This is a genomic window from Nitrosospira sp. CT (genome assembly GCF_059489795.1).
The window spans coordinates 255,578-276,046 of sequence record NZ_JCAHZJ010000066.1; the positions used below are offsets into that span (position 1 = coordinate 255,578).

Sequence of the window (20,469 nt, forward strand, 5' to 3'; positions counted from 1 at the left end):
ACTATGTCATAAATTCCCCTCCTCCTTCTCTTTCCTTCTGCCAGGCTATGGCTATGGCGGTGATGACCACGAGAAAGGTAGGAATCTTGCTGTAAAGGGCGAAAGTATCCGTCAAGCCGGATAAGAAGATGAAGAATACCAAGGCTGCCCCCAGGACTGGGAGACGATGCGATCTCAGCGTTTGAAACCAGCCCCACAGGAAAAAACCATAAGCCAGAATTCCCAGCGCACCGGTATGCATTCCAATCTCGATCCAGTCGTTATGGTAATGCGACGTTCCAATATACTCGGGTAAATCCTTGTAAATGCCGCCTTTATATGTAAGCACGGTTTTCTCGAAATAGCTTTCCGGCATTCCAGTGCCGTGGCCAAAGAATGGATGCTCCAGAATCCCATGCAGGCCGACATCCCATATCGCCAGCCGATATCCCAGGCTGGTATCGTACTTTCCCTGCTGGGATAGCTTCATTTCAGCCTGTAACTGCTCAAGGCGGGTCTGGAAGCCATTGCTGCCATATACAAAAGCTGCAACAACAATAGCCAGTGATGCGATGATACCCAGGAGTGCTTTCTTTTCCGTTTTATAGGTCAGGAAAATCAACAGAAAAACGGCAAGAAGCGTGGCCAGTAAGGGACCTCGCCCATATTGCCCAAACTGGATCAACAATAAAAACAGGCTTCCGAGCCCCAGGGTGCACTTCCACTTTATCTGGTCAATGGTCGTCGCAAGATAGAGTAAAAGAATAATACCGATCCCCAGCATGGAGGAAAACACGAGATAGCTTATGTTAAGGGGCGCAATCCCTTGTACTCCGGCAACAGCCCATTGATAAATACCTGACAGCAGGACAAGGATGTAACCCGCAAGCAGGCCGGCAATTGCCCATGGAAGGCGGTCTTTATCGAGAAGCGATAAAAACGGGATGAAAACCAGGAAGCCGAAATATCGCCTCCATTTCAATCGTCCTGCCTCGGGATAGTCGCCCCAAAGGAGTCCTAACGCCACTACGGCACATAGAAGGAGTATTCCCAGCACGAGCGGCTCTCTACTGATCTGGCTGAGCCTGCGAGGACCGTTATCGAGAATCCAGACGAAGGTCAGAAGGATGCCGGTACCTAGACTCAGCCATTTGCTCCATAAAGCGATCCCGAAAAACAGCAACACAAACTTTGCGGCCACATCTTGCCACGCGCGCACGTCGTGTGCCGGACTGCAAGGAACTGCGGCTTTCTCACTCATGGAATATGACTCATGCAGGGGATATAAAAGACGCGAAGAGCGGGAATATAAGCAAATAACCAGCAGAAAAATCAGTGCTGGTCAGCCAGTGCCATCAAGGAAGGCATGAATAGGCCAGAAATGTCATCGTGATCATGCTTGAGTCGAATCCCTGCCCGCCCTGGCCAACTTCATCGAACACCGGTTTGATTCTTCGAATCTGCTTAAAAAGGCTGATGCATAGCCTCGACGGTGCGTTTCAGGTTGAATGCCAGAAGCTTCCCGAATCGCTCGTTACCGAGCGGGCACCGGCCTATCCGCTGGATCATATCCAGATCAGGTGCTTTGTTGATTCCAATCATGCACGGCCCGCTGTCGAGCAGGGCGACATCCCAGCCAATCACTACCTGGTCGGAGAACGCGCGCTCATGCGCATGTCGAACCAGACCGAGCAACTCGGTCCAACACGGAAGCTTGCGGTGCAGAATCTGCACGCCTGTCTTGTGATGCCGTTCGTACCATCCTTCTCCCGTAAATCCCCACGCTCCGCAGGCGCCATTCCCCAGTTCGCCGGTATGAAGATCAATGCTCGCTGCGACGCCGCCCCTGTGAAAGTTGTCGACAACCACAGTCTCATTCTGCGCCATTCGAAAAACCGCATTGGTTGCTTCGAATTCTCCCCGTTCATTGCGACAGCTCATCATTCGTACCGTCGCGAGGGTGCCATTTGCAAGGTCGGCAACCTCCCTGTGGTTGATGAGCCGTGGCTGCACCAGGAAAGACCTGCGCCGTGATGCCTTGCACAGGCTTTCCAGCACCTCCTCGGCAGTGGCATGTTTACCATCGTTGCGCCGATACTGCCCCGAACCCAGATAATCCCAGCGCATCGCATTTCTTCCATTCTCGCCCTGCAGCGGTTTCACGAACAGATCGGTCTCTGGAAGGCCGACACCACTCCAATCAATCGCCTTGATCTTCCCCTTTGAGACAATCAAAAACACAGGGACCGTGGTTATGGAAAACTTACGGCAGCGTGACAGGAAGCATAGTTTGTCCTTGATGCAGGAGGTGCTGCGCTCCGCAGGGATGGGAAGGCCGCCGTTGTAGTCACGAAGGATGCGGTAGAGGCAGGTTTTTACTTCAAAGCGGTTGATGTATTCAGAAGCGCGCTGCCGCTTGTCATCGTCATGCAGTTCGAAAATATAATACCATGGGGGCAAAATCGCGCATTGCAGCGCGATTTCAACCTGCTCCCGGACTTGCCGGATTATCCCTTTCCCGGTCTGCTTCTTTATCGCCCGTCCATTAAGCGCAGTGAAGACGATAACCAGTACCAGAGTGACGAATGGCGCGAACGGCAGAGCCGCATACATGAGGGTGCGTTCGCGAAACCCGGCTTCCCGCCAGCTTTCCCGCTGAAAGCACCGATGGACAAAAGTGGCGGCCGAGTTGTCGTCAGGCAGGGAGGAAAACGTCCACATTGCACCGCTCAATGCCTGCGTAATTCTGTCGATACTCCAGGCGCTCATTGTATTCCGTCACTGGCGTTGGGTGTCTGGGGCATGACCGCCCGCATGATTTTACCGGATCCTGCGTCCCCTCTCACTGGCACCTTCCGCTGGCACCTCTCACGCTTAAACCAGAGCTTCGCCCGCTAACCTCTCCAGAATGCGCAATGACGAACGTGATGAGTCCTTCATCGCCTCAACGGGCAGATAGAAGGTCTGGTCGAGGCTATGTTGTCCTGATATCGCCCCATGCAGCACCAGATCTGTGATCGCAATCCAGCTCGCGCCTGCAGGAAATTCCATGATCCTGCGCGGTGCCGTCCGCTGGTACTCCTTGTCGCGCATGCCGAGCGAACGCAGCGTTGTGATATAGCGGTCGTACGGAGTCTTGGGACCGTCGATAATACCGAGGCGGGTCAGGATAGAGGTGATCCAGCCCGGTTCACTTGGGTGCGCGGCAGGCAAGAAGCGCCGCACGAAGGGCTCAAACGGTTCGCCGAGCTGCCAGATACGCAGCCTGTCAGTGGGATTGATATTGGAGAACACGCGCAGCATGCCCCGTCCCTGGGTGGGATAGCCGTAGCTTGAATCAATGTGCAGGGATTGGATGTTATTACGGGGGAAAGGACGATAGGTAACGCGTTTCCGCTCCAGGGCTCCCTGGTAGCTGGGAAACAATTGAGTGATGACACTCTCTGTCCATTTACTGTAGCGCGACATCATCGCCTCGATCTGAGGACGTGCGGAGTCCTTGACCTGAGCCCGCATCATCTTCCCACGCACTTGGGCATAATGATACTTCTTGATACGGCCGCGCTCCGGATCAAAAATGATGGTTGGACGTCCATCCTCGACATCTGGCGTTCGGGACAGGATATTCGCCGTATCCGAAATCAGCTCCCGCTCATGGTCAGACAACTCAAATCCACTTTTTGGCAGATAAATGACCCCGCCTCCTTCCAGCGTGTCGATTGCCGCGCGCTGCAACTCGGGCACCCTCAGGTCGGTTCCCGGCTCTATCGTCAGCATCTGCACGGTATCACCTTCCTGGTATCCCCCATCCTGTTCCTTATTTATCATGGTGTTCCTTGATCTGTTGGACGTACGAATAGTCTATAAGTAAAGTAATACCCACGGCGGGAAAGCGGCAATGACTTCCGTCACTGAATTTGAACATCGCTAAAAAATCGCGCAATCACGTTAACATATAAATTTAATGATCGGGAATAAAACCAGCCGTGCGGTGCCAAGCATAAGAAACTGCGACAACGGCTTCCATAGGGAAGCTCAGCAACAACTGACAATCTGAAACAACTGGACTGTCTTTATACCTGTTGCTGTGAATCAATGGCGAAAAACAACCTTCCGGCGCAAGCCTTTTTCTCAATTCCCATATGAAAGCGCTCGTTTTTCTACGACATTACAATGACATAGACCATATTACACCAGTTATCTCAAAATGGCTCGAGTCTGGTCACCGCTGCGATGTCGTGTTGATAGGCAATCCGAAATTCTGTAATGATTACCGTGTTGAATTTCTGGGTACACTGGAGGGGGCGCGTGTTGCCCATATTCGCGATCTCTTGCCCCTCCTGGAATTTTTAGGGTGGCGGCTACAGACACTGCTGCTGGCCAGTCGCCTCCGACGCTCGATAATGGGTCCCCTCGTCGATGCGCTTGCCCGCACCTACAGCGTGGACCGGCGTCAACCGATCTGGCGCAGCACTGCCGGCAGATTGCTGGAACGCAGTTTCACCGCTGCTGACAAAGGCGTAGTGGTGTTTGACTGGATCACAAGGGATTCGCCTGTTTCGGTGGAATGGGTCGAAGTGGTTGTTTCCCTCGCCCGCAGCAAGGGCTTGGGCACGGTGTCGCTGCCACACGGAGACAGTCCGCATGCCAGCCAGCTGATACGGCATCACGAGTGGAGTCTCAAGCCGGATTCCCTCTACTCCGCAGCAAGCATATTCGACAAAGTGGTGGTGCCCAACGGGTTATGCGCGGAACGTTTTCGCCCATTCCTGGATGATCAATCCATCGCCGTCCTCGGCTCCCCCCGCTACTGTGATGAGTGGCTGGTGAAATTGGCGGAACTTTCTCCCGCCCCACCTGCTATCCACCCCGGAAAGGAGCCAAAAAGAGTGAAGGAGTCCACGGAGACCGAAGGCCTTAAAGTCGTGATATTCCTGAGAAAGAGTAACTTTACGACCTTCTGGGAAGAGGTCGAGGAAATAGTGGGAATGATTGCAGCTTTTCCGAACGTGGAACTGGTGATCAAACCTCATACCCGTGGCGGCTGGAGGCAGCCCCTCACCAGAAACGCCTCGTTGCGCAGGCTTCCCAATGTGAGTGTGGCGCCCGATCATGTCCATTCCATTCATCTGATGAACTGGGGGCATGTCATTATCGATCTTGCCACCTCGGTAGTATTTGAAGCAGTCAAAGGAAAAAAACCCGTGCTCGCTGCTGACTACCTGCACGCCGGTCGCTCTACCCTGGCACATTTCATGCCGGAGACGGAATTGAAGTGCCGGGATGATGTATACCGGAGAATCGACGGATTTCTTTCCAATGGTTGCGATTCATTCTATGTAGAGGAACACCGGCAACGCTTCATCAACGAAATGCTTCACGTGGGTGGGTCCGATGTATTGCCACGTTATGTGGCGCTGCTTGAAACACAAGCGCAGGCATCAAGGACTGAAAACAGGTAGCGAAAAAACGTATTCTTCATGTGACTGAACCTTAAAAAATACTGGCTCTGCTTCTATAATTAAACTTGCTTATCCGCGAAGAGTTAAGGCGGCCTCAGGTACACAACGATAAAAAGGAAACATGATGCCCCAGACATACTCTCCATCGGTCAGCGTAGTGGTTCCCACCTATGAGCAAGCGCGGTTTATCGGACGTGCGCTGGACAGCTTGCAAGCGCAGGTTCTCCCGGATTGGGAAGCAGTCGTCATCGACGACGGTTCACGGGATGCTACGGCGGAAGCCGTATCGGCATACCTGGGCGACACGCGCATCCATTATTATCGCTTTCCCGAAAATCGGGGGCTGGGTCACGCCCTGAATGAAGGCATTGCCAAAGCAAAAGCGCCCCTCATCGCTTACTTGCCAAGCGATGACGTTTATTACCGCGATCACCTGCACAGCCTGAAAACATGCCTCGAAACGCAGAAAGGCGCTGTGCTGGCTTGTTCAGGCGTTCGCCACCATTACAACCGTGAGGCCGCTGGACAGATAGCCGGATTTTCGCTGCAACTGGTGCAGTGCATGCATCGGAAAATGCCGGTGCGCTGGGTGGAGCGTGCAGAACTGGAGTCGGATGACCTCGAGCGCCTCTACTGGAAGCTGCTGCGGCCCTTTGGCGCTTTTGTCGAAAGCGAGAGCCTCACCTGCGAGTGGGTCTCCCATCCCATGCAACGGCACAAGATCATGCAGGAACCGGAAGGCGGCATCAACACGTTTCGCTCCCATTATCGCGTCAAGGAACCGCTGCGCTTTCATACGTCCGTAGGTCATCGGATCGATGAAGCGGACCACTACCGGAAAATGCGCGAGCGGCCGGACACTCCGCGTGCCGACAATGGGTTGAAAATACTTCTGGTCGGGGAACTGGCCTATAACGCCGACCGCGTGCTCGCCCTGGAAGAACAGGGGCACAAGCTGTATGGTCTGTGGATGCAGAACCCGTACTGGTACAACGCGGTGGGCCCGATGCCTTTCGGACATGTGGAGGACCTGCCGCGCGACAACTGGCGCGAAGCAGTGAAGCAGGTGCAGCCCGATGTTATCTATGCGTTGCTCAACTGGCAGGCGGTGCCGTTTGCACATGAGGTATTGATGGCCACTCGCGGCATTCCTTTCGTCTGGCATTTCAAGGAGGGGCCTTTCATTTGCCTCGAAAAGGGAACTTGGCCGCAACTGCTCGACCTGCACCGGTATTCGGATGGGCAGATCTTCTCCAGTCCGGAAATGCGGGATTGGTTTGATACCGTCATTCCCGACCTGTCGCTGGATAAACCCACCCACGTGCTGGATGGAGACCTACCCAAGCGCGACTGGTTTGATCAACCTCGTGCGCCGCTGCGTTCTGCAAACGAAGGGGATATTCATACCGTATCACCCGGGCGACCCATCGGTCTGCATCCGCATCATGTTGCGGAGTTGGCCCACCACGGAATTCATCTGCATTTTTATGGGGAGATAACCCATGGACAATGGCTGCAATGGATTGAAAAAACCCGGGCAATGGCACCAGGCTACCTGCATTTACATCCGAACGTGGACCAAAGCGGCTGGACTGCCGAGTTTTCCCAATATGATGCAGGCTGGCTGCATCTCTTTGAAAGCAGCAACGGAGGGGAAATCAGGCGGGCAAACTGGGATGACCTGAACTATCCGGCACGGCTCAGCACCCTTGCAGTAGCCGGCCTGCCGATGATGCAGAAGGCAAATGAAGGCGCATTCGTCGCCACCCGAACGTTGGCAAGGCAGCTTGGCGTTGGGATTTTTTTTGATACCGTGGATGAGCTCGCTGCGCAGTTGCGCGACCGCAAGCAGTTGCGAGCCACGCGTGAGCGGGTTTGGCAGCAGCGGCACCTGTTCACGTTCGATCATCATGTACCGGAACTGGTTGATTTCTTCCGCCTCGTGATAGCGTCCACTTCCAGGAAACAGATGCGCACCGGAACTGCAGTGGAATCCGCTCACCTGCAAAGCCGCAGACTGGCATGAAAACATCGAATACCGGATCCCTCACTCTGAGAATCCCCTCTTAATTGAGCAAGTCGCTTGCACATTCCACCAGCCCACCCTCTTCGGGCTTGCTAATGGAGGTGGAGACCAAGGTTCCGTTCGAGATTTACTTTGGCGGCCCCGACCGGCCATCGGGCTATTTACGCGATGTATTGGCGGCGCACATCGCTGCCGTCCCCGCCGGGGGAGCCATCGATTGGGTTACTTATTATTTCCGCGATATGCGCCTGGCGGAAGCACTTGTTCAAGCACACAGACGAGGGGTGAAAGTAACGGTGACCCTGGAAGGAAAGCCTCGGATTCCATATGCCAACGACGAAGTAATCGCCCTGCTTTCCCGACCCGAGGGCCTCGGAAAAGCGCTGCGCATCATCCGTATTCCAGGCATTCCGGCCCCGGCGGGAAAATCGTGGAAACCGCAGTTGCACGAGAAACTCTACTGTTTTTCGCATCCTGCGCCCATCGCCTTTGTCGGCTCTTTCAACCCGTCAGGAAACATGCCGGATGAAAACCCGGAAATCATCCGTGAGTTGGGGGATCAGGACAGAGGACACAACGTGCTTGTCGGACTCGTCGATCCAATGGTGGTCGCGCAGTTGACGGCGCATGCCCGGTGCTTGCACCGCGTGCCGCCCGGCCTCCTGCACCGCTTCTCTGCCCGTGCAAATCAGACAATTTGCGGAAAGGACGCGACCATTTATTTCTGGCCCCGCATACATCCGCACCCAGTGGTGCAGTTCCTGATGAGTGTGCGTCCCGGGGCACGGGTGCGCGTCGTCGCATCCCACATCAGAGCCGAACGCGCAGTTGAAGTCATGATCGCGCTTGCGCAGCGCGGTATGACGGTGCAGGTCCTTGCCGAATCAACGCTGAGGCGCGTAACCGCAAAGGTGGAAAAACGTTCTTCGGCCGCCAACGTGCAATTTTTTCGTTTCCAGGATCCGGAGAGTCTGCCGATGCACCTCAAGTTCGTACTGGTGGAGGATGGCGACCATGTGTTCACCATTTTCGGCAGTTTCAACTGGACCAAGCCGTCATTCTGGCTCAATCATGAGATTGCCGTCATTTCCAGCAACCGCGGGCTTTTTCGAGCTTTTGCCGCGCGATGGGAAGTATTGAAAAACCAGATAAACCCGAAAGCCGCAGATAGTCTAAAATGTCTTGATTGAACTCTTAAAATAGCCTATGGGAAATTCTGTTTCGACGCTTATCATTCCCGTGGAAAGCCAGGTACGCGAACTGGATGCCAAAATCCTCCTTTCCTGCGTCGCGGCTGAGCGTGGCTTTCCCGTCATTATGGGTTCACGCGCATACGCCCACTTCGAACTGGCGTCGATTCCACGCGGCGTTTATCTTGCGAAGAGCATGCGCAGCCTGAGCAACACCATGTTCAGAATCGTGCGTCAGCTCGGTCATGAGATTGTTGCCTGGGAAGAAGAGGCTCTGGTGCACCCCCCGGCGGATACTTATTTCACTCTCCGGCTTTCTCCAACAACAATAAAAAATGTGTCGCATGTATTCGCATGGGGGCAGGAAAACGTCGACCTGCTTCGGCAGTATCCGGCTTTACCTGCGAACATGCCGATCCACATCACGGGAAATCCCCGCGGCGACATCCTTCGAGGTGAAATGCGCCCCTACTTCGAGACGGAGGTGCAAAGACTGCGAAATCTGTACGGAAATTTCATTCTTATCAATACCAATTTCAGCGATGTAAATCCTTTTATCGGAAGTATCGGCCTGTTTCAGCCGGAGAAAAAGCGGGAGGGAAAAGCACGCCGCGGTCAATCGGGAATCGGGATGAGCCGTGCGTTTGCCGAAGGGCTGTGGGATCACAAGCAGGCGATACTCAGAGATTTCACTCAGCTCATCCCCGCGCTCGAACATGCATTCCCCGACCTCAACATCGTCGTTCGCCCTCATCCGAGCGAAAACCACGAGATTTATCACGATATTGCCGCACAGTGCGAGCGAGTGGCGGTAACAAGCGAAGGAAACGTGATTCCCTGGCTTCTCGCCGCAAAAACCATGGTGCACAATGGTTGCACGACCGGACTGGAAGCTTATGTTCTGGGAGTACCGGCAATATCCTACCTGGCCACGTTCAACGAGTATTATGACTATGATTTCCAGGGGCTACCCACCAAGCTGAGCTATCAGTGCTTCAATTTCGAGGAATTAAAGGATAGCTTGACCCGCATTCTTTCGGGCGAATTGGGTCCTGCAGCGGGTGAAGAACGCGAGGCGCTGATAAAATACTACCTGGCAGCGCAGGATGGGCCGCTGGCCTGCGAACGCATCGTCGACATTCTCGAGGAGAGCGGCTATGGCCGATCGAAACCCCCGGCAAAGCCTCTCCGGACTTATGCCCAAGGCTGGATGCTCGCTACGCTGAAGGCGATGGCGACCAAATTGAACATGCGGCAGCCCGGTCCCAACCGGCTTGCATACCACGATCACCGTTTTCCGCAGATTTCAGTGGCCGAGATCGAGCAGAGAGTCGCTCGTTTCGGAAAATTACTGAATCGCTTCGGCACTATTCGCGTGGAGCAACACTCCAAGCATCTGTTCTGGATCAGGCGGTTGAATACCCAGTAGCAGAGTGTTTTTCGAAAAGCGGAGAAAAAGCGTCATTTAGGAACGGAAAAGATAGCATTGAATGGACAGCCGAATTGCAGTTAAATTTTCGCCATCCCACCGCAGTATCTGTGTACAGGTCGAATACTTATGAAAACCCCATCAGTGGTAGCCGAGATCGGCTGTAATCATAAAGGCGATATCGAAATCGCCCGGGAAATGATAGGAATTGCCGCAACCTTCGCCAAATGCGATTTCGTCAAGTTTCAGAAACGCTCGAACCGTGAACTGCTCACCTCTGAAGAATATAATGCTCGGCATCCGAACCCGCAGCACAGTTATGGCAACAGCTACGGGGAGCATCGCGAGTTTCTGGAATTCGATGTGGACCAGCATCGGCTACTGCAGAAATGGTGCGAGGAGTTTGGAATAGGCTACTCCACATCAGTCTGGGATCTGACTTCGGCAAAGGAGATCGCCGGCCTCAACCCGGAATTCATCAAGATACCCTCGGCATGCAACCTGCATTTCCCGATGCTGGAGTATCTCGCAAAGAACTATAGTGGGGAAATTCATATATCGCTCGGCATGACCACTCCCGCCGAGCAGGAGCAGATCGTGCAATTGATGGAGAAGCATGGAGTCGCCCACAGGGTTGTTCTGTACGCCTGCACTTCCGGCTACCCCGTTCCTTTCGAGCAGGTCTGCCTACTCGAGTTGCAGGCGCTGGAGGAGAGATTCGGGGCACGTATCAAGGAAATCGGCTTTTCAGGCCATCACCTTGGCATTGCGGTGGACATTGCCGCCTTCACGTTGGGCGCCTCATGGATCGAGCGGCATTTTACGCTGGACAGAACGTGGAAGGGCACTGACCATGCGGCCTCGCTGGAGCCCGACGGGTTGCGGAGACTGGTCCGTGACGTCCGTGCGGTATCCAGGGCGCTTACTTTCAAGAATGCGCCGATAGTGGAAATCGAAGTCGCACAGCGTAATAAGCTCAAACGTATCCAAGGGATTCACTTTCACTAGTGCGCTGGGTAGCTTTCATGCCTCTGCGCGCGCACTCGAAATCGATTATCGAAAAGAATGTGCGCAACATCGCGGGGCGGCCGTTATTCGCATGGAGCCTGGAACAGGCGATCGCATCGCAGTGTTTCGATGATGTCTATGTTGCGACCGATTCTCCCAAGATCCGGAAAGCGGTATTGGAGGAATTTTCATCAGTGACGGTTCTGGAACGCTCTGCCGCAACCTGCACGGACACGGCCAGTACAGAAAGCGCAATGCTCGAATTTCAACAGCAGATTCCCTTTGATGTCATGTGTCTTATCCAGGCGACCTCGCCGCTCACGCGGGCAGACGATTTTCGCTCCGCAAGGCATAAGTTCCTGGCAGAAAACCTTGATTCCCTTCTGACCGCTGTGCCTTCAAAGCGCTTTTTCTGGAGCGTACATGGCACACCCGTCAACTACGACCCGATGCACCGACCAAGACGGCAGGACTTCGAAGGATACCTCATGGAGAATGGCGCTTTTTACCTGACGCGGAGGAAATTGCTGGAGGAATGCGGTTGCCGGTTAGGAGGGCGTATCGGTGTCCATGAAATGGCCGCCGAGAGCGCAGTCGAAATTGACGATGAAACTGACTGGATTGTTGTAGAACAACTCCTGCTCAAGCAGAAACGCCAGACGGTTAACACCGTCGCGGCCGAAATCAAAGCGTTGGTGCTCGATGTAGATGGCACACTGACCGACGGCGGAATGTATTACGGGCCCGACGGTGAAGCCCTGAAGAAATTCAACACCCGGGACGCGCACGGACTGAAACTGCTGCGGGAGAATGGCATCCGGGTCGGCGTCATTACCACTGAAACCAGCCCTTCAGTCGAGGCGCGGATGAGAAAACTCGGGATTGATGAATATTACCCTGGCGCCCGTGATAAATCAGCGCTTCTTCTGCAACTGGCAACACGCTGGTCGGTTTCATTGCAACACATCGCTTACATTGGCGACGATCTCTGCGACCTGGAATGCATGCGGCGGGTCGGTGCGGCGTTTTGTCCCGCGGACGCTGTTCCGGAAGTCATGCATCAGGCACATCATGTCTGCGGGCATACCGGAGGGAATGGCGCAGTGCGGGAAGCCTGTGATCTCATTCTCAAAGCCCGCACGTCAATGCTTGACGCGGTCAGCGCATTACGCCCCGCCGTAACAGGCGCCATGAAACTTTAAAACCCCACAACAGGGGATGGCGCCGTAGCATAGGAGTCACTTCGACGCGAACGCCGGTATGGCGCTCGATTTTCCAGGCGGCATAGCTGATGCTGTCATGAAAGGTAAAAGCCGCCTTGGACAGCCGCAGCACGGACAGGACTTTTCCCTGCCAACGCCGCAGCCGCCAGTGCCACAGCGATTTCCGACGTTCTGCATCGCCTATCCGACATTCGTAACCTTCATCCGGCAGGAGCCTCAATTTTCCTGCCAGTGCCGGTACTGCGAGCGCAGTCAGGCGTGAATAGATCTCCAGGTCCATCTGCGCGAGCTGGCGCGCGCGGCCGGCTCTCTCGGGCCGCAATTCCGCAGCGTAAGTCTGGGTTAATCCATTGGTCCAGATCATTTCAGTGGTGATCACTGTGGCCCCGGAACAATCGAGAGTGGGCAGGGTGGAGCCGATAAAAGTGACGACCGCATGGGCCAAAGACTCTGAAATTCGCTTGCGAGCAGCTTCGTCGCGGGAAAATAATAGCCTTGAGGGCTGAGCAAAACGTGCCCAGAGATAAGGGTGGAACCAGCGGCGGGTTCCCTGCTCGAAGTCCGCCATTGAAACCACGGCATATTTGGCACGGAACGTTTCCTCCTCTTGGGACACCTCCAGATAAAAGACATTCGGAGGTAGCAATGCGTTGAAATAGCGCAGGTAGCGTTCCGGGTAAGCACTGCTGTAACTGCTCACGACCGCGTAAAAATCGACCATCCCATCCCCTATCTCACGCGCGCGCAGGCACGATCCATAAAGAAGCACAGCGTCGAGGGCTGAACCGAAGCGCAATTTCAACGCCTCTAGCAAAACGAGAAAATCCGCGGATACCGTATTTGAACTCAGTGCCGCCATCTCCGAAATCAAACCCTCTGGAAGCGGTGGATCCACTGTTGCAGGCCCTTGAAGCATACTCATGATTTTGCGTTTGCGGCTACCTTCTCCGCCACCAGAAAGGCGATCGGGCCAGCAGGCGTAATGCGCAAGGGTCCACTCTGGCTGTCGGCACGATAGGACTCGCCGTCGACGATGTAATCGTCATCGATCAGCAACTCCATCCCATCAGTGTTGTAACTATGATAACCCTCCTTGCCCTTGAGATCATTTCCACGCCCTATCAGCAACCGAAGCACGGAGCGCAGGGGAAGCTGCCGCTGCTGCCTGACGAATGTGACGTGCAGCGGCTCCGGTTGCTCGCCCCAGTACAGCCTCATGCCGAACAGCAGGCGGTCGAGGGTGCTGGCGAAAAGAAACGCGAAGGTTCCCTGGTGCTGGGGCAAGGTTTTCTCGGTAATGGTCATCCGGACCGGCGCCCATGCTCCCTGCCGCCGCCCGAGCAGAAAGCCTGCAACATAGCCGAAGGTAATAAGGGCAGAGTATATTTCTCCGGTAATACCCAACCGCTTTATCCTGCTCTGAGAAAAGATCACAGCGCGGGCGATGAGCCCCACGCCGAAGAACATTCCATAAACCTTCCCTGCGCCGGACTGTTCTATGCAAAGGACATGACGCTTCACGAGTGCGAAGGGAAAACCTTTTTGAAAGCAGGCGCCCAGTTGCTGCAGAACAGATTCCGGGCTGTCGCTTATGCCGAGATCGAGCGCAGTCATGTTGGTTGTACCGCCCGGCACTATCGTCAGAACAGGCCACTTCGCCAAAGGCTGAGTGGCGAACAGATGGCACAGTACACCCTGCACTGTGCCGTCCCCGCCGATAATTACCAGCAGATCCGTATCAGCGTTCACGAACGCATCCACCGAGGCGCTGATTTCGTGGGCGTTCGTCACTTCCCTGCAGGCGCCGGAAATCTCGCCTGTGGCGCGCCGGATCGCCTCTTTCCGCTTGCGAATGCGCCCGCTGAGCGGATTGAAAAGCAATCCGACAGATCCTGTTCCGGACTTCAATCTATCAACCCGTGATCTTTCTGTCATCTACGTGATCTTAAAGGTACAAAAATACGAACGGCCAGCTTTCCTTCATCCTGCCCCGCAACGATCTCCTCAAACCAGGAATGCAAGGGTCCACGCGATCGTCGCGATAGCCATCCCATCGCCACTCTCACTGAGAGAAAACCGGTCGAAAGCAGGTGCCAGATCACCACGGACAAAAGTCCGATATCCGGCCTGCCCGCCAGCCAACCAAGTGTCAGCAGAACCAGGTTGGGATTGCGGCGGGCAGTAATGAGCCGATTGAAGGAATCCAGTGGACGCCAGATGAAAATATCGAATGACGCGACCCAGAACTGGAATGCTCCCTCACACAGCCGCCCACCGATGTAACCGATAAGAATCAGCCCGAATAATAGCGGCAGATGCGAGGATAAGGAATAGTCGGCGGACAGCCCCATGCCCCAGGCCATGTACCAGAGCGGTGGATGAATGATATCCAGGCCGTGGTCGAGCACATCGCCGAAGCGGCTGGAGGTAACGGTTACCCGCGCCAGTTTGCCGTCGACGGTGTCCAGGAAGGTCATGAACCATCCCATCACCAGTCCCAATCCATAGAAACCGTACCAGAACGCAATCCCCGCCAGCACAGCAAACAAAAGACTGAGCAGTGTAATATGGTTAGGCTGCAAACCCGCACGTATGCAGAAGCGCACTGCCCGAAATGCAGGCGCCGGCCACAGCCACTTTGTCACAAAATCAGTTACCCCTTTGTAAGACCGGTCGAATAGCTCTGACTCGAGATTACAGCGACTATTCCTGCTGATCGGCAAAACGTAGGGAGCATCTCTTTTCTTGAGATTCTGGCGCAGGCTTGGCAGATCGAGGTCTTTCAACTCATAACGCAGCAAGGAAGAAAGGGTTTGCCCTTCTCCTCCGCGCGCAAATTCGTCAAACCCCTGTTGCACGTTCCCGCCGGAAATTCGCACTGCGACTGGCTCACCCTCCTCGCTGACAAGCACAAGATCCGTTCTTGCTTTAATCAGCGCGCCCAGTACGATAGCGTCAAAAAGATAATCTCCGCGTAAAAGCAGTGCCGGGGCAGGGGCGGGAATACGTGCTGGATTGTCAACCCGCCTCGTCCCGCTAAATGCCTTTAACATGCGTTGCAGACGTTCCCGACCACTCAAGCCCCAGATATCGGTTTCGCTATCGCCAATGATATGGATATAAACAGGCATCGACGAATCCGCCGGTTGCCCGATTATCTCTGTGCCTGGATTTGTCAAATTGATAGGTTTCGCAAGTCCTCCCGCAAGATTGCGGCAGGCATTCAGGTTAATAAAATTGGAACAAGTAAGAGGTTTGTTAAAAGATCCGCCGTAACCAGAAATAAGCCACGGCGATCAGCACCACCCCTGGAAGAAGTGCACTCAGCGCAGGATTCAAATGCAGCAACAAGCCCGCATTGGCAATGATCTGATCGAAGAGATAGACGCTGATTCCGAGCATCGATGCGACCATGAGCCTGTTGCCGAGGCCCGCCCGCACCGATCCAAAAACAAAGGGAATCGAAAGCAACAGCATCGCGATGGTCGTCAGGGCACCACCCGCCTTGCCCCACAAGGCAAGCTCATAAGCATCCGACTCCTGGCCTGTGGCGCGCAGAAAATGCACATGTAAAAGTAACTCGGCGGGCGAGAGACTTTCCGGCGATTTGGTCAATGTCGAGATATCCCCCTCCTTCAGGAAGGGTTCCCAGGGTACTGATTCTCTGGTTACGATCTCCACGGCGTTACCGTTGAATGTCTTGATGACGACGTCCCTCAACTCCCACAACCCCTCATTTATGATGTCAGCATACCTGGCATACGTATAGCGTAACAGGAAACCATTGTCGTCAAAATGCATTATTTCGATGTTCGCTGCCCTTCCCGCATACAGCATTTCTCCGATTCGCAGTATATTCCGCTCATCCCGCGTCCATATCCCTAATTGCTTGCCAAGTGCGGCGCTCTTCTCAAGCGCGGCTGCGCGGGATGAAATGGCCTTCTGCTGAAATTGCGGCGCCACGAACTGATCCAGTCCAGTAATAAGCAGTAGAAGAGCCATTCCAACGGCAACCGGTGCAAGGCTGATGCCCAGCGGGGATACACCTGCTCCCCGTAACGCCGTGAGTTCCGATCCGACGGCAAGCCTTCCTAATGCAGTTACATTGCCCATCAATGCGATGAAGGGCGCAAGTTGAATAAACCGTCGAGGCAGCAGTAGAGCCGTGTAAAGAAACGCGTCCTTGACGCTGTATGTGCCCTTTCCCACGTCATCGAGCTGATCCAGCAAATCAAGGAAACCGAAGAGCGGCAGAAGCACCGCAGTAGCGATTCCCAGACCCATCAAAACCTGGAGCGCGAGGTAGCGGTAAATTATCGTCATCTGCGCAGAAGCAGCTTCCACCGGAAACCGGGCGACAATAACGAGATTGCAAACAGCAGCATGACAGCGTAGAGCCACCAAATCCCCGGCACCCTGCCGATCGTGCCCTGCTCGACCCAGGTCTGGGCCAATCCGCTCAAAATGTAGTAGATGGCGAAAACCAGAGCTGCCAGATAATAAGTCTTATCCCCCTTTGTCTGGCGGGGTGAAGCGCGGCTGAAGGGCACCGCTATCAGCGCCAGCAGGATCGTTGCCAGTGGGCGCGACAGCCGCCACTGAAGCTCGGCAGTATCCCGTGGCAGATCGGATTGCATCAATGCCGCGGTAGGGGCAGCCTTGCGCCTGTAATCCATTACGTTTCCGCTGTCCGTGAAATAAACCAGCTTTTCAAACTGGACGACGGTATCGCCCTTTCCGGTGTGTGATAGCCGGTAAATGGAGCCATCCAGCAGATGTATCTGGGGGCGCTGGCCGAACACAAGCTCAGGCTGGTATGCCTTCCTGGCAAGGATGATCTCGCTGCTGTCATGCTTGTTCAGATAATGGAATACCTCTCCCATCTGCTTGCCGGAGCTATCCTTGGCTTGTACATAAATCACCCGGCCTTTTTTTTCGCTGCCGTAGAAACGCCCAGCGCGGAACCGATCCGTATTCAACTCTGCCTCTGCCTGGGCATTGAGCAGATAGCTTTCCTCATACGCCCATGGGCGCGCGAAAATGGAAAGAAAACCACTGATAAGCCCCACAGGAATCGCAACGATGAGCGCTGCATAGATAATGCGATGCTCACTGACCCCGGCGGAACGCAGAACGACTATCTCCTGGTCCCGGTGCAGGCGGCCCAGCCCCATGATGACAGCCACGTACAGGGCAATGGGCATCAGCACTTCCAGTGCGATCAGCGTTTTCAGAAACACGAGCCTGAGCACGGGGACAAGGCCAAGCGAATCTGTCACTGCTCCGGCCAGAAAACGGGCGGTGCTGAAACTTGCAAACAATGTCGCGAGGATCACGGTGACTACCATAAACGGTATCAGCAGTTCTCGCGTGATATATCGTTCTATTATTTTCACGTTGCCTGTCGCCGTTGATCGGAATTCAAGCCTCTCACATTTCAGGGAGCGGGTCCGCGCAAACCGGCCTCTCCTCCGGCAGCCGGCGCCTTGCCCGCCAGTACCGACTCCGCAAGCACCAGATCTGCAACCTTGTCCACATCGACCCCCGCCTGAGGATAAGGCAGGAATACCGGATGCGCCCTGATGGCGGTTTTTTTTCTGACTGCTCTCAGTCCCCTTTCTATCGTCAATAATCCCAGCAGATAATAGAAGACAGTCGCGAACCCGAAAGTCTCCATGATCAAGCGTACCGGTCGCTTGCGCAGGTCTTCCGCGCGTTGCCAGAATGATACGAGACCGCGGCCGCGATCATTGAGAAAGGCATACAGGTTGCAGCCGCAGACATTCGCATCCTTTAACCTTATTACCGTTCGCCTTGCCCCGGGAAACGCAGCTGCCACATCTTCATATTTGACGACCCCCACAGCAGCATCGCAATCCGACGTCTGCGAGTTGCGAAGAAAATATTGCACGATGGCCGGTGTCAATAACGCATGATCGGCTGTGGTCAATAATACCCGGTCCTCCTGATTCACCTGGGAGAGGCCGCTGCGGGCGCTGCGGCTGGGAGAATCGAGATTTGGCAGCCAGATGACGCGCCCGCTGCCGATACGTTCCTCCAGCTCCGGACAAGCAGGCAGCAAGGACTTCGGTGGCCCGCACAAAATGATGCCCTTCACCATGCCGCTGGCTTCCAGCGCGTCCAGCACGCGGATAATCATCGGGATTCCCCCGACGCGCGCGAACGCCTTGCAGGGCGCTCCCGTTTCCACGGAGATGGGATCGCGAGCCGTGCGGTCCGCTGCCAGCACCACGGCGGTGAACAGATCATTCTTTTTCATTGCATCGTTTTACCGATTCCGGTTCTTCAGTTGCTCCATCCGGCATTCACAGCATCTTCTGGTAAATCCGGTAGCGTTTATACTCCCTGCAGCCCAAACTATCCAGAATGGCACGCATGGGCTTGTTATCCTCAAGTATCCAGGATAATTCCATTGCCTTCACTCCCATGGCTCGTCCGAGTTCCCTCGGCGCATCGATGACCATGAAGGCAAGCGCCATACCGAGCGGAGTACTATGGAAGCGCCTGCGCACTCCCATTAATGGGATGCGACCGGTATGCACTCCTCCCCTGGATCTGATCCGGACCAGTCTGATCCAGCCAAACGGGAACAAGTGTCCGTTCAGTTCGGCAAAAATTTCGTTGAGATTTGGCAATGCCACCATGAACGCGGCGGGCACTCCATCGACCTCTGCAATCTGGATACAATCATCGGGTACGAGCAAGCGAAGGCTGGTGCCAAGTTCCGCGAACTCCGCCTGAGTAAAAGGAACGAACCCCCAATTCTCGGACCAGGCATCGTTGAATATATCACGCAGGACTTCCAGCTCTTCGCTGAACTCGTCGCGGCGCAGAGTCCTCAGGCGCACCTGATCCGCAAATTTACCGATCAAGGCATCCATCAGCCGCGGCACCTTGAAATCGAGCTCTATCCAATAGGCAAGCAAATCCTTTGCCTGTTGATATCCCTGTTCTTCCAGCAGGCGACCGTACCATTTGCGGGAGTGTGGCATCATCACCACCGGCGGCGTATCAAAACCTTCCACCAATATGCCGCATTCCTGGTTGATCGATAAATTGAACGGACCGGTCACATGCCTCGTCTGCTGCGCACTCAGCCATGCCTCAGCCGTATAGAAGAGGGCAGCCGCCACTTCCTTATCATCTATGCACTCGAACAGACCGAAATGTCCGGTATCGCCGCCGTAGCGTTCCCGATGCAGCTGGTCGATCTGGGCGCTGATCCTTCCCACCGGCTGCCCACTCCTGTATGCAATCCATGCCTGCCATTTTCCGTGCTTGAAAAAGGGGTTGAATCTCGAAAAATGCAGGCGTCGTTCCAGCCGCAAAGGGGGAACCCACATGGGATCATCAGCGTAAATACTCCAGGGAATATCGATAAAAATCCCCATTTCCCGGTAGCTTCTGACGGGACGGACAACGACTTCCGAGAAGTTTGGGCCGCTAATCTTTTTTTTCATGCAAAACTGGGCAAGTGATGATCGACGGGGATATTCCATGGTTCGCATTGGGCAGAGACCTGAGAATGTTCGCACCGTGAAAGGCTGCGCGCCGGAAATGAGCTGACGGAAGAACGAAACGATTTCAGCTTTACCCAGTCCCGGCAGGAGCCAGTCTACACCCTGCGAACAGGGCGGATATGTTAACTTGTTAACTCGATGACATCTTGTTGCCGTGTGATATTATAATTGGCGGTCTGCTACCTGGGACGGACTTCAGCATTTATCCCTGCCATCTCCGTACACTCAGTCCGGAGAGAGCGGTAGTATAGCGAATGAAGTAAGAGGAAAAGAAGGAAACAGCGACTGGCAGTGGATTCTGTAACGATTATTTGCGGAAGGTTGATTATTGATGGAAAGTTCTGAGTATAGCCTGCTAGTGTCTCTCGCCCTTATTCCTGTCGTTATCGGACTGCAAATATGGGTAAGGAATCGCCGCAGGCGCCGGCGCAACGAAGCCGGGCAACAGGAATTCGATAGCCTGGCTGCAACGCTCCTGTCAGCGCTTATCGAAGGAGTAGCCGTCATCTCGAGTTTATTACTCATCATCTGGATTATGGGAGGCATATTGAGATACCTGTTCCCAATGATATTCAACGCAAAGTAGCAACGCGAGTGTCCTGCAAAACCGT

The 20,469-nt window shown here is 54.6% G+C and carries 17 protein-coding genes; 7 read left to right on the forward strand and 10 right to left on the reverse strand.

The window, feature by feature from the left end; all coding sequences use genetic code 11:
• Nucleotide 1: 1 nt before the first annotated feature.
• The 3 genes from AC52W5_RS12625 to AC52W5_RS12635 all read right to left on the reverse strand — a co-directional run bounded on the left by AC52W5_RS12625 (nucleotide 2) and on the right by AC52W5_RS12635 (nucleotide 3,807).
• Nucleotides 2–1,240, reverse strand: a complete 1,239-nt coding sequence (locus tag AC52W5_RS12625; protein ID WP_495671234.1) for an O-antigen ligase family protein — start codon at nucleotides 1,238–1,240, stop codon at nucleotides 2–4.
• 203 nt (nucleotides 1,241–1,443) lie between these two features.
• The gene (locus AC52W5_RS12630; protein WP_495671235.1) at nucleotides 1,444–2,748 is read right to left on the reverse strand and encodes a sugar-transfer associated ATP-grasp domain-containing protein; all 1,305 of its coding nucleotides are present in this window, start codon (nucleotides 2,746–2,748) and stop codon (nucleotides 1,444–1,446) included.
• A gap of 105 nt (nucleotides 2,749–2,853) precedes the next feature.
• The gene (locus AC52W5_RS12635; RefSeq protein WP_495671236.1) at nucleotides 2,854–3,807 is read right to left on the reverse strand and encodes a Kdo hydroxylase family protein; all 954 of its coding nucleotides are present in this window, start codon (nucleotides 3,805–3,807) and stop codon (nucleotides 2,854–2,856) included.
• Between the two features lie 314 nt (nucleotides 3,808–4,121).
• Between AC52W5_RS12635 and AC52W5_RS12640 the strand changes: the two genes are divergently transcribed.
• The 6 genes from AC52W5_RS12640 (at nucleotide 4,122) to AC52W5_RS12665 (ending at nucleotide 12,296) form a co-directional block, all read left to right on the forward strand.
• Complete coding sequence (locus AC52W5_RS12640) at nucleotides 4,122–5,441, forward strand: hypothetical protein (RefSeq protein WP_495671237.1); 1,320 nt, start codon at nucleotides 4,122–4,124, stop codon at nucleotides 5,439–5,441.
• 121 nt (nucleotides 5,442–5,562) lie between these two features.
• On the forward strand, nucleotides 5,563–7,467 hold the full coding sequence (locus tag AC52W5_RS12645) for a glycosyltransferase family 2 protein (RefSeq protein WP_495671238.1): 1,905 nt from the start codon (nucleotides 5,563–5,565) through the stop codon (nucleotides 7,465–7,467).
• A 44-nt stretch (nucleotides 7,468–7,511) separates the two neighbouring features.
• On the forward strand, nucleotides 7,512–8,657 hold the full coding sequence (locus AC52W5_RS12650) for a phospholipase D-like domain-containing protein (protein ID WP_495671239.1): 1,146 nt from the start codon (nucleotides 7,512–7,514) through the stop codon (nucleotides 8,655–8,657).
• 16 nt (nucleotides 8,658–8,673) lie between these two features.
• On the forward strand, nucleotides 8,674–10,086 hold the full coding sequence (locus tag AC52W5_RS12655; protein ID WP_074972551.1) for a surface carbohydrate biosynthesis protein: 1,413 nt from the start codon (nucleotides 8,674–8,676) through the stop codon (nucleotides 10,084–10,086).
• A 129-nt stretch (nucleotides 10,087–10,215) separates the two neighbouring features.
• Nucleotides 10,216–11,094 (forward strand): N-acetylneuraminate synthase family protein, encoded by an 879-nt coding sequence (locus AC52W5_RS12660; RefSeq protein ID WP_495671240.1) that lies wholly within the window; start codon nucleotides 10,216–10,218, stop codon nucleotides 11,092–11,094.
• Between the two features lie 17 nt (nucleotides 11,095–11,111).
• Nucleotides 11,112–12,296 (forward strand): HAD-IIIA family hydrolase, encoded by a 1,185-nt coding sequence (locus AC52W5_RS12665; RefSeq protein WP_495671241.1) that lies wholly within the window; start codon nucleotides 11,112–11,114, stop codon nucleotides 12,294–12,296.
• Here the strand turns inward: AC52W5_RS12665 and AC52W5_RS12670 are convergent.
• The 7 genes from AC52W5_RS12670 to AC52W5_RS12700 all read right to left on the reverse strand — a co-directional run bounded on the left by AC52W5_RS12670 (nucleotide 12,253) and on the right by AC52W5_RS12700 (nucleotide 19,798).
• Nucleotides 12,253–13,239 carry a hypothetical protein gene (locus AC52W5_RS12670; RefSeq protein ID WP_495671242.1) on the reverse strand — a complete coding sequence of 329 codons (987 nt, stop codon included), beginning with the start codon at nucleotides 13,237–13,239 and terminating at the stop codon, nucleotides 12,253–12,255. The two genes, AC52W5_RS12665 and AC52W5_RS12670, sit on opposite strands and share 44 nt — an antisense overlap.
• Nucleotides 13,236–14,198: a diacylglycerol/lipid kinase family protein gene (locus AC52W5_RS12675; protein ID WP_495671243.1), complete on the reverse strand. Its 963-nt coding sequence runs from the start codon at nucleotides 14,196–14,198 to the stop codon at nucleotides 13,236–13,238. The genes AC52W5_RS12670 and AC52W5_RS12675 overlap by 4 nt, the downstream gene beginning before the upstream one ends.
• 50 nt (nucleotides 14,199–14,248) lie before the next feature.
• Nucleotides 14,249–15,448: a CDP-alcohol phosphatidyltransferase family protein gene (locus AC52W5_RS12680; RefSeq protein ID WP_495671244.1), complete on the reverse strand. Its 1,200-nt coding sequence runs from the start codon at nucleotides 15,446–15,448 to the stop codon at nucleotides 14,249–14,251.
• A gap of 127 nt (nucleotides 15,449–15,575) precedes the next feature.
• Nucleotides 15,576–16,718, reverse strand: a complete 1,143-nt coding sequence (gene lptG, locus AC52W5_RS12685; protein WP_495671245.1) for an LPS export ABC transporter permease LptG — start codon at nucleotides 16,716–16,718, stop codon at nucleotides 15,576–15,578.
• Nucleotides 16,637–17,713, reverse strand: a complete 1,077-nt coding sequence (gene lptF, locus AC52W5_RS12690) for an LPS export ABC transporter permease LptF (protein ID WP_495671246.1) — start codon at nucleotides 17,711–17,713, stop codon at nucleotides 16,637–16,639. Before lptF ends, lptG begins: the two co-directional genes overlap by 82 nt.
• A gap of 41 nt (nucleotides 17,714–17,754) precedes the next feature.
• Complete coding sequence (locus AC52W5_RS12695) at nucleotides 17,755–18,597, reverse strand: nucleotidyltransferase family protein (RefSeq protein WP_495671247.1); 843 nt, start codon at nucleotides 18,595–18,597, stop codon at nucleotides 17,755–17,757.
• 46 nt (nucleotides 18,598–18,643) lie between these two features.
• A complete protein-coding gene (locus tag AC52W5_RS12700; RefSeq protein WP_495671248.1) occupies nucleotides 18,644–19,798 on the reverse strand; it encodes an N-acetyltransferase in 1,155 nt (384 codons plus the stop codon).
• Between the two features lie 391 nt (nucleotides 19,799–20,189).
• Between AC52W5_RS12700 and AC52W5_RS12705 the strand changes: the two genes are divergently transcribed.
• A complete protein-coding gene (locus tag AC52W5_RS12705) occupies nucleotides 20,190–20,444 on the forward strand; it encodes a hypothetical protein (protein WP_107760976.1) in 255 nt (84 codons plus the stop codon).
• Nucleotides 20,445–20,469 lie beyond the last annotated feature (25 nt).

Excerpts from the sequence above, each read along its gene's own strand:
- AC52W5_RS12705 (WP_107760976.1), top strand. The coding sequence starts at position 20,190 with ATGGAAAGTTCTGAGTATAGCCTGCTAGTGTCTCTCGCCCTTATTCCT.
- AC52W5_RS12640 (WP_495671237.1), top strand. The coding sequence starts at position 4,122 with ATGAAAGCGCTCGTTTTTCTACGACATTACAATGACATAGACCATATT.
- AC52W5_RS12630 (WP_495671235.1), bottom strand. The coding sequence starts at position 2,748 with ATGAGCGCCTGGAGTATCGACAGAATTACGCAGGCATTGAGCGGTGCA.
- AC52W5_RS12660 (WP_495671240.1), top strand. The coding sequence starts at position 10,216 with ATGAAAACCCCATCAGTGGTAGCCGAGATCGGCTGTAATCATAAAGGC.
- AC52W5_RS12695 (WP_495671247.1), bottom strand. The coding sequence starts at position 18,597 with ATGAAAAAGAATGATCTGTTCACCGCCGTGGTGCTGGCAGCGGACCGC.
- AC52W5_RS12655 (WP_074972551.1), top strand. The coding sequence starts at position 8,674 with ATGGGAAATTCTGTTTCGACGCTTATCATTCCCGTGGAAAGCCAGGTA.
- AC52W5_RS12700 (WP_495671248.1), bottom strand. The coding sequence starts at position 19,798 with ATGAAAAAAAAGATTAGCGGCCCAAACTTCTCGGAAGTCGTTGTCCGT.
- AC52W5_RS12665 (WP_495671241.1), top strand. The coding sequence starts at position 11,112 with ATGCCTCTGCGCGCGCACTCGAAATCGATTATCGAAAAGAATGTGCGC.
- AC52W5_RS12645 (WP_495671238.1), top strand. The coding sequence starts at position 5,563 with ATGATGCCCCAGACATACTCTCCATCGGTCAGCGTAGTGGTTCCCACC.
- AC52W5_RS12635 (WP_495671236.1), bottom strand. The coding sequence starts at position 3,807 with ATGATAAATAAGGAACAGGATGGGGGATACCAGGAAGGTGATACCGTG.
- AC52W5_RS12680 (WP_495671244.1), bottom strand. The coding sequence starts at position 15,448 with ATGCCTGTTTATATCCATATCATTGGCGATAGCGAAACCGATATCTGG.
- AC52W5_RS12625 (WP_495671234.1), bottom strand. The coding sequence starts at position 1,240 with ATGAGTGAGAAAGCCGCAGTTCCTTGCAGTCCGGCACACGACGTGCGC.
- AC52W5_RS12670 (WP_495671242.1), bottom strand. The coding sequence starts at position 13,239 with ATGAGTATGCTTCAAGGGCCTGCAACAGTGGATCCACCGCTTCCAGAG.